12 protein-coding genes are annotated in these 12718 nt (G+C 74.0%); 3 read left to right on the top strand and 9 right to left on the bottom strand.

All coding sequences use genetic code 11. The features are described 5' to 3' along the window. Nucleotides 1-3: 3 nt before the first annotated feature. From K329_RS27830 to K329_RS31985, 7 genes are all read right to left on the bottom strand, one after another. Nucleotides 4-2118, bottom strand: coding sequence for a peptidase domain-containing ABC transporter (locus tag K329_RS27830; protein WP_052337086.1), 2115 nt, complete (start codon nucleotides 2116-2118; stop codon nucleotides 4-6). Beyond that, nucleotides 2115-5054 carry a type 2 lanthipeptide synthetase LanM gene (gene lanM / locus K329_RS0118210; RefSeq protein ID WP_028474166.1) on the bottom strand — a complete coding sequence of 980 codons (2940 nt, stop codon included), beginning with the start codon at nucleotides 5052-5054 and terminating at the stop codon, nucleotides 2115-2117. Before lanM ends, K329_RS27830 begins: the two co-directional genes overlap by 4 nt. 89 nt (nucleotides 5055-5143) lie before the next feature. Beyond that, entirely contained in the window at nucleotides 5144-5308 is a 165-nt protein-coding gene (locus K329_RS31315) for a class II lanthipeptide, LchA2/BrtA2 family (RefSeq protein WP_169721616.1), read from the bottom strand. Nucleotides 5309-5373: 65 nt separating this feature from the next. After that, nucleotides 5374-5532, bottom strand: coding sequence for a plantaricin C family lantibiotic (locus tag K329_RS0118200; protein ID WP_028474165.1), 159 nt, complete (start codon nucleotides 5530-5532; stop codon nucleotides 5374-5376). Between the two features lie 219 nt (nucleotides 5533-5751). Next, on the bottom strand, nucleotides 5752-6432 hold the full coding sequence (locus K329_RS0118195) for a hypothetical protein (protein ID WP_028474164.1): 681 nt from the start codon (nucleotides 6430-6432) through the stop codon (nucleotides 5752-5754). A 120-nt stretch (nucleotides 6433-6552) separates the two neighbouring features. After that, a complete protein-coding gene (locus K329_RS0118190) occupies nucleotides 6553-7248 on the bottom strand; it encodes a response regulator (RefSeq protein ID WP_028474163.1) in 696 nt (231 codons plus the stop codon). Beyond that, a complete protein-coding gene (locus K329_RS31985; RefSeq protein ID WP_052337085.1) occupies nucleotides 7245-8549 on the bottom strand; it encodes a sensor histidine kinase in 1305 nt (434 codons plus the stop codon). The genes K329_RS0118190 and K329_RS31985 overlap by 4 nt, the downstream gene beginning before the upstream one ends. 246 nt (nucleotides 8550-8795) lie before the next feature. Between K329_RS31985 and K329_RS0118180 the strand changes: the two genes are divergently transcribed. From K329_RS0118180 to K329_RS0118170, 3 genes are read left to right on the top strand one after another with little or no spacing between them, the layout of a single operon-like run. Then, nucleotides 8796-9002 (top strand): hypothetical protein, encoded by a 207-nt coding sequence (locus tag K329_RS0118180; RefSeq protein WP_157571819.1) that lies wholly within the window; start codon nucleotides 8796-8798, stop codon nucleotides 9000-9002. 28 nt (nucleotides 9003-9030) lie between these two features. Continuing rightward, nucleotides 9031-10824 carry a DUF4135 domain-containing protein gene (locus K329_RS0118175; RefSeq protein ID WP_028474161.1) on the top strand — a complete coding sequence of 598 codons (1794 nt, stop codon included), beginning with the start codon at nucleotides 9031-9033 and terminating at the stop codon, nucleotides 10822-10824. A 42-nt stretch (nucleotides 10825-10866) separates the two neighbouring features. Beyond that, a complete protein-coding gene (locus tag K329_RS0118170; RefSeq protein WP_028474160.1) occupies nucleotides 10867-11250 on the top strand; it encodes a hypothetical protein in 384 nt (127 codons plus the stop codon). Between the two features lie 82 nt (nucleotides 11251-11332). On the opposite strand, the gene K329_RS0118165 is transcribed toward K329_RS0118170, so the two are convergent. Next, a complete protein-coding gene (locus K329_RS0118165) occupies nucleotides 11333-11944 on the bottom strand; it encodes a nitroreductase family protein (RefSeq protein WP_028474159.1) in 612 nt (203 codons plus the stop codon). A gap of 13 nt (nucleotides 11945-11957) precedes the next feature. Further along, complete coding sequence (locus tag K329_RS0118160; protein WP_028474158.1) at nucleotides 11958-12650, bottom strand: alpha/beta fold hydrolase; 693 nt, start codon at nucleotides 12648-12650, stop codon at nucleotides 11958-11960. Nucleotides 12651-12718: the final 68 nt, after the last annotated feature.

The raw sequence follows: 12718 nt of genomic DNA, 5'->3' as shown, positions 1-12718 counted from the left end.
TCCTCAGCTGAGGAACATGCGCGCGTAGGCGCCGTCCCTGGCGGTCAGGTCCAGGTGGGTGCCGACCTCGGTGACCTGCCCGTTCTCGAGCAGGATGATCTGGTCGGCGTCGACCACCGTCGAGAGCCGGTGGGCGATCACGATCTGCGTGCAGCTCATGCCGGCGATCTGCTCGTGCACGAGGCGCTGGTTCTCGTTGTCGAGCGCCGACGTCGCCTCGTCGAGCACGAGGATCCGCGGGCGGCGCAGCAGCGCCTTCGCGATCGCGACGCGCTGCCGCTGGCCGCCGGAGAAGTTCGTGCCCATCTCGGACACCACCGTGTGGTAGCCCATCGGCAGGTCGTCGATGAAGCCCAGGAAGGGCAGGGCGCGGGCCGCGTCGATGGCCGAGGCCTCGTCGAGGTCGGTGCCGAGCACCAGGTTCTCCACGATCGTCTTGTTGTGGAGGTAGCCCTCCTGCGGGATGTAGCCGATGTGCGAGCGGAGCGCCGCGAGCGAGTAGTCGTCGCGGGGCACCCCGCCGTACGTGACGGAGCCCGACGTCGGGGCGTAGAGGCTGCAGAGCACCTTGCCGAGCGTGGTCTTGCCCGAGCCGGACTCGCCGACGAGGGCCACCTTGGCGCCGGGGGCGATGTCGAGGGAGACCTCGCGGAGCACGTCCTCGGCGTGGTCGGTGTACTTGTAGCCGACCTTGTCGAGCACCAGGCTGCCGGCGGCGAGGTCGCGGCGCGTGCCGGTGTCCTCCTCCTCGGCGTAGTCGTAGATGTCCTCCGAGCGCTCGAGGTAGCGCGAGGCGACGGAGACCTCCATGACGGCCTGGTAGACCGCCATGCCCAGGCCGAAGACGAGGGCGGCGACGCCCTGGACCGAGACGGCCTCGCCGAGCGTGACCGTGCCCGACTGCACCCAGGTGAGGCTGATCAGCATCACGGTGAGCGGGCCGAGGGCCTGGATGGTGCCGACCGGGGAGCCGACCCAGGCCTGCTGGATCCGCATGCGCCGGGTCATCGCGTCGAGCATCTTGCGGTAGCTCGTGCGCCACTCGTCGAGGAAGGAGTCGGAGTAGCCGCCGATCTTCAGGTTCGCGACCGAGACGGTGGCGTCGAGCTGGATGCTCTGGACCTTGGCGGCGTGGTGGACCTCGTCGTCGGTGGCGGAGCGGATCAGCTTCTTGCTGGCGGCGAGCAGGGCGACGATGAAGACGTAGCAGCTGAGCACGACCAGGCCGAGCGGCACGGAGACCCAGAAGACGTAGGCGACCAGCACCAGCGAGGTCAGCAGGTCGATCGCGCCCTGCATCAGCCGGGTCGCGATGATGTCGCGCACCTGGTTGAGGCTGTTGAGGCGGTACATGAGCTCGCCCGGCGGCCGCACCATGAAGTAGCGCAGCGGCAGCTTGAGCATGTGGGAGAAGGCCTTGTCGAGCAGCTGCCAGCTCACCCGTCGCACCAGGTGGGTCGCGGCGTACGCCCGCACGACCTGCACGGCGGAGTAGCCCAGCGCCAGGATGCCCACCACGCCGAGGGCGGCGCCGAGCCCGAAGTCGGGGCCGGCGATGCGGTCGACCAGCTTCTGGGTCGTGACCGGGATGGCGAAGGTGAACGCGAAGGCCAGGAGGCTCATCACGCCGAGCAGCACGAACCCGCCCGTGGAGGCCTCGGGGACGAGCGGCTTGCCGCGCCAGGCCGAGGCGACCGGGCGGCGGTGCCGCTCGAAGTCCTCGCCGGGCGTCAGCGTGAGCGCGTACTCGGTGAAGTTCTCGGCCAGCTCCTCGGCGGAGACGTGGACGCGCCCGACCATCGGGTCCATGATCACCGCGCCGCGTCGGCCGACGGACTCGACGACGACGAAGTGGAAGCCCTTCCAGTGGGCGATGAACGGCGCGGGCAGGGCCTGGAGCCCGTCGACGTGGCGGACCCGCACCATCGTGCAGTCCATCCCCTGCTGCTCGAGGAGCGCCTTGATCTGACGCATGCCCAGACCGTCGCGTCCGGGCTCCACGACCTCGCGCAGCTGGGTGACCGAGAGGTCCCGCCCGTGGTGGGCGAGGGCCGAGCGGGCGACCGCGAGACCGCACTCCGTCTGCGTGACCTGGAGCGTGGTCGGCACCCGGCTCATCGCTGGATCCCGGTCTGGATCCCGGTCTGGATCCCGGACGCGAACGCGAGGGGCGAGGGCAGCAGGCCCGGCTCCAGGCGGTCGACGAGGTGCCACAGCACGCCCGAGCGTCCGGTCATGAGGCCGGGGCCCTGGTTGTAGCGGATCATCTGGTCGGCCAGGCGCTCGTCGACGAGTGCCGGGGTCACGAGGCCCTCGAGGTCGAGCCGCAGCTCCTCCGCGGTGGCGGCCGCGGTGCCACCCACCTGGGCGAGCGCGTCGTGGAGCCCGAGCGCGCCGTGGCACAGCGTGAGCGAGGTGGCCACGCGGCTGGCGCGCAGGCCCTCGAGCGGGGCGTCGAGCGCGTCGTCGGGCAGCACCCCGGCCCGCACGGCCTCCGCGAGGGCGACGATCGTGCCCGCGCTGCCGTTGCACCAGCTGTCGGTGTGGTTCTCGACGCCGCGGCGGTTCGTGCGGAGCGGGAAGCCGGTGGCGCCGAACCCGGCGAGCAGCTGCGCGTGGGAGCGCTCCACCAGGGCGCGGGCGGCCGGCAGGCCGGTCACGGCGTGGGCGCGGGCGGCGAAGAACAGGAGGCCGGAGACGCCGTGGGCGAACCCCGACGCCTCGAGGCGCCCGGGGAGGTCCGAGGCGAGGGCGTGGTCGAGCGCGGCCACGAGCTGGGGCGCGGGGCCGGCCGGCCCGGAGCCGTCGCCGAGCACCAGCCAGCGGCCGACGCCGCCGGAGACGATGTCGAACCACCCGTCCGCGACCTCGCCGTGGGGCAGCAGGCCGTGGGCGGCGCCCGCGGCGTCCTGGAGGGCGGCGTCCCCGGTGAGACGCCCGGCCTGCCAGAGGCCCCACGTCGCACCGGCGAACCCGTTGTAGGCGCCGACGCCGGCCGCGGCCAGGCTGCGGGACTCGTAGGAGTCGGCGGCGATGATCTGGGCGACCGGGTCGAACACGGCGCGGCCGGCCCGCACGAGGGCGTCGTCGCCGAGGGCGGCCCCCGCCGCGACGAGCGCGAGGGCGGGCCCGGTGCGGCCGGTGTAGAGGTCGTAGCCGAGGACGCCGGGCGGCCACGGGCGCTCGCTGTCGGACGAGGCGACCGGCCCGATCCAGGTGTGGGGGAGGTGCGGGTAGCGGTCCTCCACCTTCTCGTCCGCGATGGAGGTCGCGAGCCGGACGGCGGCGTCGCGCAGGGCGCCGCGCTCGGTACGGCGGGCCGGGGCCCGGCCGAAGACCTCCGCGGAGTCGTACATCCCGTGCGGGTCGGGCAGCTTCGCGCTGAGCGCGATGCGGATCAGGTTCACCTGCTGGGCGAGGTCGCGCTCGCCGAGGCGGTCGATCTTCGCCCGCAGCTGGGTGAGCGGGCTGCGCCCGAGGTCGGCGACGGGCGTGTCGTCGTGCGCCTCGGTCAGGTGCTGCTCGTCGGCGCGCACCAGGAAGTAGGGGACGTCGGTCGTCCACATCTGCTCGCACTCGGAAGCGACCAGACGGTGGTCGGCGCCGCGGCTGGCGATCGCGATGCGCTTGAGGAGGCTGGCCGCGAGCTCCATCTCGGCCCCGGCCTGGGCGCCCGTGAGGGTGCGCAGGGCCTGCTCGTACTGGACCGTCGCGTTGTGCACGTAGCGCAGGCGGGCGGTGCCGAAGCGCTCGACCACCGCGGCGAAGAAGGCCTCGCGGTCGTCGGCGATCTGCTGGTACGACCGGGTGAACCCGTCGACCATCTCGGTGATGGCGGCGCGGGTGCGGGCGTGCGCCGCCTCCGGCAGCTCCTCGCGGCGCTGCGGCTCGGGGGCGACGCTCCGGTCCCACCGCACCCGCACCTCGGCGCGGAAGGGGTGCTCGACGCTGAACCGCTTGAACGGGCCGGAGCCGCGGGCCTCGCCGCCGCCCATGAACCCGACGTCGACGTAGCCGTCGCGGTCCGCGCGGGCCATGATCATCGGCAGCACGCCCATGGCGAAGACGGACGTGTCCATCTTGCGGTAGGCGCTGAGGTCGGTCTCGACCAGGCCGCGGGCCTTGTGGCGCTGGGGGTGGAGGAGCGTCTCCAGGTCGACCGGCACCGGCCCCTCGCGGGTGGCGAGGATGTTCTCGAAGTGCATGTCGCGGGCGTTGAGGGAGTAGAGCACGGCGGCGAGCTCGCCGATCGCCGTCAGGTCGGGCTCGACGTCGGGGTCGACCGTGGCGAACTCGGCGTAGCCGTAGCCGTCGCGGGCGAGCACCCGGACGGAGCCGAGGCGGGTGCCGGCACGCTCGTTCCAGTGGCGGGCGAGGTCGGCGTACGCCGCCTCCGCGTCGACCGGACGCGGCTTGTAGACGACGCGTCCGCCGTGGTCGTAGCCGACGACCGAGACGGAGCGGCCACCGGCGTGGGTGTCGCCCGCGAGGCCGAGCGTGGCGATCCGGCCGGGGGCCAGGCCCAGCTCGTGCTCCAGGTCGGCGGCGTCCGCGACGAGGCGGCGGACGGTCTCCACGGCCGCGGCCATGCGCCGCTCCAGGCGCAGGCCGGCCCGGCCCCAGGTGAGGGGGTGGGCGGTCGCGAGGTCGCGCAGCGACGAGCCGAGCAGGTCGCGGCAGAACTCCTGGTAGAGCACGCGGGAGTCGGCTCCCTCGCGGGGCTCGAGCATGGCGGCCAGCGGACGCACCGCCAGGCCGAAGAAATCGCGGACGAGAATGACCTCGATATCCGCGCGGAATGCGTCGACGTCGGCGACGTGCACGTCGAGATCGGATTCCCATAATTCGTCCCACACGCGAGCGGAGACGTATTCGCAGACGCGTCCGAACGTGTAGGACTCGGCGCCGGCGCCGAATTCCGAGAGGGGCACCTCGGCGCTGCCGATCCGGTCCAGCACGTGGTGTGCGGGGAGCTCCAGCGCGAGCTCGGCGAGCGGCTCGATGATCTCGTGGACCTCGCTCGAGGTCAGTTCCGGGTACAGCATGGCGGTCATGGGATGTCCCTCTTCGTGAAATTGGAGCCGGCCGGTGTGGTGGGGGCCCACCACACCGGCCGGCATCGCCGATCAGTTCGAGCCGAGCCTCAGCACTCGTCCGTGCAGGACGTGGTGGGGCAGGTGTTGGTCGAGACGTAGGCCGAGACGACGCTGATCACGATCGTGGGGGTTCCCCCACCGTGGGCGTCTCCCTCCGTGATCTCGACGAGCTCGTCGTCGGTGTAGCGACCGAGCTCCAGGTTCTTGCTCATGACGGTGTTCCTCTCTGGGTGGTGGTGCAGGGGTGATGTCGTCCGCCGGTGTGCGAGACCGGTGCTCAGGGGCACCAGCTCATGCACTCCTGCGACAACGTGCACCAACCGCCGGTGTTGCCGTAGGCGTCGCTCAGCGAGAACGTGTTGGTCGTGCAGGCCCCGAAGACCTCGTTGTCGAACGACTGCTCGTCGATCTCCTCGATCCACTCGATGTTCTTCATGTTTCCCTCCCTCCACGCATGTCGGTCCGATAGTGCCGATCGAAGAGGTCCGAATATCTCGGCTTTCCCCGTTCCGCTTTTCGGAGTTCGTCTTGGTGAGCACTACTCTGCCGACCCGTGAATGGGGTCACATCGGCCGTGCGGATGAATGCGGGAAAGCATTTCTCTCTACCGATGGGGGAGGACAGGGGCTGCGGCCTCCGCCGTACGGGGGAGGAGTCAGCCGGCGTGGCGCCAGGCGCGCTCGACCAGCGCGCGCACGAGGGCGACGTCGTCGACACCGTCGACCGGTACGGCGCCCCGGGCCACGCGGTCGCAGACGCGGAGCGCGCTCGCGCGGGCGAGGGCGAGCCCGTCGACCGTGCGGTCGACGGGCAGCCCGCCGTAGCTGGTGAGGAGGGCCGCGGCGAGCCGCTCGGGCACCCGCAGGCCGCGCCGGCCGTCGTCGGCGCGCCCGTGGTCGGTGCTCCGGCGCAGCCACTGGAGGTCGCCGAGCACGCCGCCGAGGTCGACGGCCGGATGCCCGACGGGCGGGGGTTCCCCGGGCCCCGGCGCGACGAGGAGCGTGTCGTCGTCGAGGAGGTGGAGCCGGTCGAGGCCCAGCGGGCCCACGAGCGGCACGGCCCGGCCGTCGTCCGCGGCCAGGATGTCCGACCACTGCACCAGGGAGTGCCGGTGGGCGGCGGGGAGGCCGATGTCGGTGCGCCAGCGGTACGGCGCCCAGGGCGCCGCCGGCGGCCGGACGGTGTCGCCGTGGTGCGAGCGGAGCCAGTGCCCCGCCGCCCAGACCGCCCTCAGGAGCAGGTGGGGGTCACGCCCGGCCAGCAGGTCGTCCTCGAGGGACGCCTGCCCCACGGGCGCGTGGGCCCGTGCCGTCACCGTGATCCGTCGCGTGTCCATGCCGCCAGGCCCGTACGGGCGACCTCCTCACCTCGACCGGTCGGTCGCGTCCGCCCGGGCGGGCGGCCTTCCACGGTAGAGGGGGTGATCGGGCCGACGCATCGGCCGTGAGACGGATCTTCAGCCGTCGGCGGCGGTGTCCATGAAGCCGGACTCGAAGGCGAACACGACCAGCTGCACCCGGTCCCGGAGCTGCAGCTTGGCGAGGCAGGACGAGACGTGGGTCTTCACCGTGGCCGCGCCGACGTACAGCACCTCGGCGATCTCGAGGTTGGAGCGGCCGTGCGCCACCTCCCGCAGGACCTCCCGCTCGCGCTCGGTCAGCTGGTCGAGCGCCGCCCGGTTGGTGGGGGTGATGCCCATCGGGGCCGCCCCGTCGGCCCGCACACCGCGGTCGATCACGAGACCGGTGACCTCCGGGGCGAGGAGCGAGTGGCCGGCGGCCGTGGCGAGCACCGCCTGGGTCAGGTGCTCCGGCTCGGTGTTCTTGAGGAGGAACCCGCTGGCCCCCGCCTGGAGGCAGGCGAGCACGTTCTCCTCGTCGCCGAACGTCGTCAGCATCAGCACGCGGGCGTCGGTCGCGCCGGTGATGCGGCTGGTGGCGTCGATGCCGTTCATCCGGGGCATCTCGATGTCCATCAGCACCACGTCGGGCGCGAACTCGGTGGCCCGCTCGACCGCCTCCTCGCCGTCGGCGGCCTCCCCGACCACCTCGAGGCGCGGGTCGACGCTGAAGAGCAGCCGGAACCCGGCGCGCACCAGTGTCTGGTCGTCGACCAGCAGCACGCGCACGGGCGCGTCGGCAGGCGTGCTCATGTCGTCGCCGCGGATGTGTCCCACGTCAGCTCGGCCGCCACCACGAACCCTCCCTCGTCTCTCGGTGTCACCTCCAGCGACCCTCCGTGGAGCGTCACCCGCTCCCTCATGCCCACGATCCCCATCCGTGAACCCGACGTGTCGCCACGGGCTGGTCCGGGGTCGCCGACGCGCACCCGCACGGCGCCCGCCCCACCGGGCTTGTCGACGATCGTCACGTCGACCTCGGCGGTCGTCGCCTCGGAGTGGCGGCAGACGTTGGTGAGGGACTCTTGGATCACCCGGAACGCCGAGAGGGCCACGGCGGCCGGCACCGCGTCGTGGGGGCCCTCGTGGTGGTGGTCGACGCTGAGCCCGAGGGCGTCGTACGTCGCGACGAGGTCCGGCACCGAGCGCAGGCTGCCGTTGCTGGGCACGGCGTCGTCGTCGTGCTGGACGCGCAGCGCGTTGAGCAGCAGCCGCAGGTCGCGCGTGGCCGTCCGGCTGATCTCCTCCGCGTGGCGCATCGCCGTGGCCGCCTCGTCGGGCGCGCTGCTCAGGACGGCGCGGGCCGCCCCGGTCTGGATGCCGATGAGGGCGATGTGGTGGCCCACGACGTCGTGCAGCTCGCGCGCGATGCGCAGCCGTTCCTCGGTGACCGAGCGGTGGCGGAGCCTGTCGGCCTGCTCGGCGATGGTGAGGCCCCGCTCCCGCGCCTGGGCCTCGCGCCGGGCCGACCACCACGTCGCCACGCCGCCGAGCGACGACGCCAGGAAGAAGGTGGTGACCGAGATGGCGGCCTGCACGAGGGCCGCGGCGGTGGGGGAGAACAGGCCGAGCTCGGGCAGCAGCGCGAGCGCGTCGAGCACGTCGTGCAGCAGCACCTCGGCGACGACCCACAGCACCGAGGCCCCGGCCATGACGCCCGTCATGGCGAGCGCGGCCCGGCGGTGGGCCGACCACGCGACGGCGCTGAAGAGCGTGAAGAAGTAGTAGACCTGCAGGGCGAAGACCGGTGAGACCTCCGGCACGAAGACGGCCGTGGTCAGGTAGTGCGCGACGGCGATGCCGAGCACGGTGAGCGGCAGCACGCGGCGCACGGCCAGCGTGAGCACCGGCAGGGCGATCCAGAGGTAGGTGCCGACCTCGCCGAGCGTCGACGGTGCGAGCGTGCCGAGGCTGCGCGTCGTCTCGACCGACACGAGCGCCCCGAACGCCAGGGCCACCGCGAACAGGCCGTCGACGCGCACGGCGTAGCGCCGCCGGACCGGGCGCACCCAGTCCTGGTCGACGCCGTAGAGGCGGTACAGATGGTGGAGCAACGACGTCCCCTCCCCCGAGGCAGGCGCATCGTGGCACCGCCCCTCCGCGGTGCCGCTGCGAGCAGGGTAGCCCCGGCGGCACGGGGCCGGGCGGCTAGCGCCTCCCGGGGCCGCGCGCCTCCGTCTCGTGGGGGAGGCGGTGGTCCACCCCCGGGCCGATGTGCGGCCCCTCACGTCCTCCCTACTGTCGTGGACGTGAGGCGGCGCCATCGGGGCGCCGGCGACATGGACCCGAGGGAGACGGCGATGACCACGCTCATGCTGGACCAGGCCCGGACCGACGACGCGACGACCGCACCGACCGACGTGCGCGACGTGGCGGGCGGCCTCGAGGACGAGCTGTTCGAGCAGGCGGTGGGCGAGCAGGTCGCCGGCCTCACGACGATGCCGAGCATCTCGACCATCCACTGCCTCACCTCGCGCCACGACACCACGCTGCTCCCGCGGCTCTGAGCGGGCGCAGGGACCGGAGGGCGACACCATGACCGCACACGACGGCGCAGCCGACGGCTGGGCGGACGTCTTCCCCGAGCTCTCGGGGGGGAAGACGTCGGACCCGGCTCGTCTGGAGGCGCTGCTCGCGTGGGTCGACCAGGTGCCGTCCGACCTCCCGGTCCCGCGCCCGACCTCCCCCGCCCCTCCCGTCCCGGACCGGTCGACCGGCTCCGGGACGGGAGGACTCCACCTCGACGGGACGTGCCCGGACGACGGCGTGTTCGGCGGGTTCGTCGCCGACGTGGTGGCCCCCGACCTCGCCCGGTTCGCCGCCGGGGTGCGTCGTACGACGCTCGTCGCCGACCCCGAGCGGGTCGTCGAGCAGGCACGCCGGGTCGTGCACCGCGCCGCAGCCGACCAGCTGACGCGCGTGCTGGTGCGCCGCCTCGCCGAGGCCTCGGCCGCCGGCCGCCTCGCGGGGGCCACCCCGGAGGCCCGCTACGCCGACTTCGTCGACCACCTGCGCTCGCCGGCCGGCACCGCCGACCTCGACCGGCACCACCCCGACCTGCTCCCGCGGGTGCGCGCGCTCACGGCGCTGCGCCTCGACGCCCTCGCCGACCAGCTGGCGCGCACGGCGGCCGCCTGGCCCGGCATCTGTGCCGACCTCGACCTCGACCCCGCCGACCGGGTGCGCGACCTCGTGCCCAGCGGCGACACGCACGGCGGGGGCCGGTGCGTCCTGGTGCTCGAGACCGCGGCCGGTCGCCGGGTCGTGATGAAGCCGCGCGCCACCGACCTCGAGGAGGGGTACGGCGCGTTCTCGGCCTGGCTGGGGCGCACGGCGCTGGGCGTCGCGATGCCGCGGCCCCGCTTCCACCGCACCGCCGACGCGGGCTGGATGGAGCACGTCGGCCACGCGGGCGCCGGCGCCCACCCCGACTTCTTCCGGATGGTCGGCGTGCACCTCGCGGCCCTCCACCTGCTCCGCGGCACCGACGTCCACTACGAGAACCTGCTCGCCGACGCCGAGGGCCGCCCCGTCGTGGTCGACGCCGAGGCGCTGTTCACCCCGACGCTGCGCGGGGCGACCGCCGAGCCGGACGTGCTGCTCGACGTGACCACCACCGGCCTGGTGTCCCTGCCGTTCGGCGGGAGCGGGTTCGACTTCGGCGCCCTCGACTACCGCAGCGGCGGCGCGTCGCCGTTCCGGGCGTGGCACCTGCTGCACCCGGGGCGGGACGACATGCGCCTGGAGATGGGCCCGGTGGTCGTCGACCACCCCGACGTCGTGCCGACGGGTGACGACCGAGGCGCGACGCACTCCCCGGCGGACGCCGAGGACCTCGTGGAGGCGTTCGTCCGCGTGATGCACCTCGTCCTGACCGACCGCGACGCCGTGCTGGACCGCATCGCCGCCGACCTCCGCGGGGGCCGCTGCCGCTACATCCACCGCCCGACGATGACCTACGCGCTGCTGCTGCGGATGGCCACGCACCCCCGCTTCGCGGCGGACGCCGACGTACGACGCGTGCTCGGCCGCCTGGCCGTGCTCGCCCCCGCCACCGCGGACGACCTCGTCGCGGCCGAGATCCGTCAGCTGACGGCCGCCGAGATCCCGGCGTTCGGGGTCGACCTGCACGACGACCGCCTGCTCGACGCGCGCGGTCGCGACACCGGGGTGCGCGTCGTCGTCACCCCGGCCGAGGGCGTGCGCGCCGCCGTCGCCGCCCTCGACGCCGGGCACGTCGACCGGCAGACCCGGAACCTGAGGGCCGCCCTGGCCCACTGGACGGGCGGGTCCACCACCCCGCCCGAGTCGAGCCCCGTCGCCGCCTGACGGCGTCGGACCACCGTGAAGGACCCACCGAGGAGGAGCACCGTGAACAGTGCGAGCACCGTCATGAACCGTCCGACCACCACCGTCGACCCCCAGCGCAAGGGCCTGCACCTCGCCCTGGCCCTCGTCGTCGGCGCCCTCGTCGCCTCGCCCGGGCTCCCCGAGCTAGCCAACAACGGGGCGCTGCTCTTCGCGCTGGCGGCGTCGGGCGTGATCCTCTACCTGCTCCGCAAGCGCCCCGCGGTCCACCCGCGGGCCGGCCGGGTCGCCCGCACGGCCGCCGTCGCCGGCGCGTTCGTCGCCGCCCTCGTGCTGCTGAGCGTCTCCTTCGGCATCGCCGCCGCCGACGCCCACCTCTGGGTGGTCGCGCCCGCCGTGCTGGCCTTCCTCGTCACCTTCGGGGCCGCTCGCACCGCCGACAGCTGAGCCACGCTCGACCGCGTCCGATCAGGGCGCCCCACGGACGGCCCGCCACGCACCCGCGTGGCGGGCCGTCCGTGGTCCGCGCTCAGCCGCCCCAGTGCCCGCGGTGCACGACCTCGTCGAGGGCGCGGCGCTCGCGGCGCTGCGGCGACCCGGGCGAGCCGGTGTCGGGCAGGCGGTGACCGATCGTGATGGCCCCCAGCGGCTGGTGGGTCTCGGGGATGCCGAACGCGTGGCGGAACGTCTCGACCCGCTCGGGGGTGATGCCGAAGAAGCAGGCGCCGAGGCCCTCGTCGATCACGGTCTGCAGGATCAGCAGCGTGGCCATGCCGGCGTCGACGTACCAGTAGGGCACCGGCCAGCGGGCCTCGTCGCGGTCGGTCCAGCCCTTGTCGGGGGCGGCGTAGCGGTCGAGGTAGGCCTGCTTGGAGGTCAGCGGCACCAGCACGACGGGGGCGGTGCGCATGCCGGAGAGCCAGCGGTTCTCCGGGTCGGCGGTCGCGGGGGTCGTGGCGTCCCAGAACCGGGCCACGTCGATCGGGGTGTCGAGCCGCAGGAAGGCCCAGCCCTGGCTGAACCCGGCGCTCGGGGCGCGGGTGGCGTGCTCGAGCATCCGGTCGACGACCGCCGGGTCGACGGGCCGGTCGTCGTAGCGCCGCACCATGCGCCGCCGGCGCACCACCTCGGAGAACTCCATGCGGGGCAGCCTCTCAGGCGAGCAGCGCGTCGACGACCTCCCGGGGTCGGCTGAGGGTGTTGAGGTGGCCGCCCGGCACGCGCACCGCCGCGACGCCGAGGCGCTCCTGCGCCACCCGCTCCACGAAGGCGGGCGGGAACAGCCGGTCGTCGGCGCCGGCGAGCACCCGGGTCGGTACGGCGGGCCAGGCCGCGAGGGGCCAGGGCTCGTCGAAGACCGTGTCCGTCTCCTCGCGCTCGTGCGCCTCGAGCGCGACGGCGTCCGCCGGGTCGACGTCGTGGAGGAAGACGACGTCGAGGTCGAAGTCGCCGGGGTAGCCGCCCGCCGTGGCCGCCTCCTGCGCCGCCGGGCCCTGACCCGTGGCGGCCCACCACGCGCCACCCGTCTCGCGGGGCGCGGGCACCATCGGGTTGAGCAGCACGAGCTCCGCCACCTCGAGCCGGCCGACCAGCAGCGGCGCCGTGAGGGCGCCCATCGACTGCCCGACCACCGTCCAGCGGTACGACGCGCCGCGGCCCCCGTCGTACGCGGTCGCGGCGGCGAGGGCGACGTCGGCGTACGCCGCGAGGCCGGCGGCGGGGTCGTCGGCGGGCAGGTCGACCGCCACCCCGACGTGGCCGCGGGCGGCGAGCTCGGCCACGACGCGGTGCCAGACGAAGGCGGCGCCGCCGGCGCCCGGGATCAGCAGGAGGTGTCGGGTGGTCATGGGAGGTCCGACCCGGCGGTGCGCGCCGACTCATCGGTGCCGCGGAGGGCGACGGGCCCGCCGTCTCG

Origin of the sequence: Nocardioides alkalitolerans DSM 16699 (assembly GCF_000426525.1) — a bacterium.
GTDB lineage: Bacteria > Actinomycetota > Actinomycetes > Propionibacteriales > Nocardioidaceae > Nocardioides > Nocardioides alkalitolerans.
This window is presented reverse-complemented; position numbering and strand designations above follow the sequence as displayed.

Bases quoted from the DNA above. Each gene is read 5' to 3' on its own strand.
- K329_RS0118180 (WP_157571819.1), top strand. From the start codon at position 8,796: ATGACCACGCTCATGCTGGACCAGGCCCGGACCGACGACGCGACGACC.
- K329_RS0118195 (WP_028474164.1), bottom strand. From the start codon at position 6,432: ATGGACACGCGACGGATCACGGTGACGGCACGGGCCCACGCGCCCGTG.
- lanM (WP_028474166.1), bottom strand. From the start codon at position 5,054: ATGACCGCCATGCTGTACCCGGAACTGACCTCGAGCGAGGTCCACGAG.
- K329_RS0118165 (WP_028474159.1), bottom strand. From the start codon at position 11,944: ATGGAGTTCTCCGAGGTGGTGCGCCGGCGGCGCATGGTGCGGCGCTAC.
- K329_RS0118175 (WP_028474161.1), top strand. From the start codon at position 9,031: ATGACCGCACACGACGGCGCAGCCGACGGCTGGGCGGACGTCTTCCCC.
- K329_RS31315 (WP_169721616.1), bottom strand. From the start codon at position 5,308: ATGAGCAAGAACCTGGAGCTCGGTCGCTACACCGACGACGAGCTCGTC.
- K329_RS0118190 (WP_028474163.1), bottom strand. From the start codon at position 7,248: ATGAGCACGCCTGCCGACGCGCCCGTGCGCGTGCTGCTGGTCGACGAC.
- K329_RS27830 (WP_052337086.1), bottom strand. From the start codon at position 2,118: ATGAGCCGGGTGCCGACCACGCTCCAGGTCACGCAGACGGAGTGCGGT.
- K329_RS0118160 (WP_028474158.1), bottom strand. From the start codon at position 12,650: ATGACCACCCGACACCTCCTGCTGATCCCGGGCGCCGGCGGCGCCGCC.
- K329_RS0118200 (WP_028474165.1), bottom strand. From the start codon at position 5,532: ATGAAGAACATCGAGTGGATCGAGGAGATCGACGAGCAGTCGTTCGAC.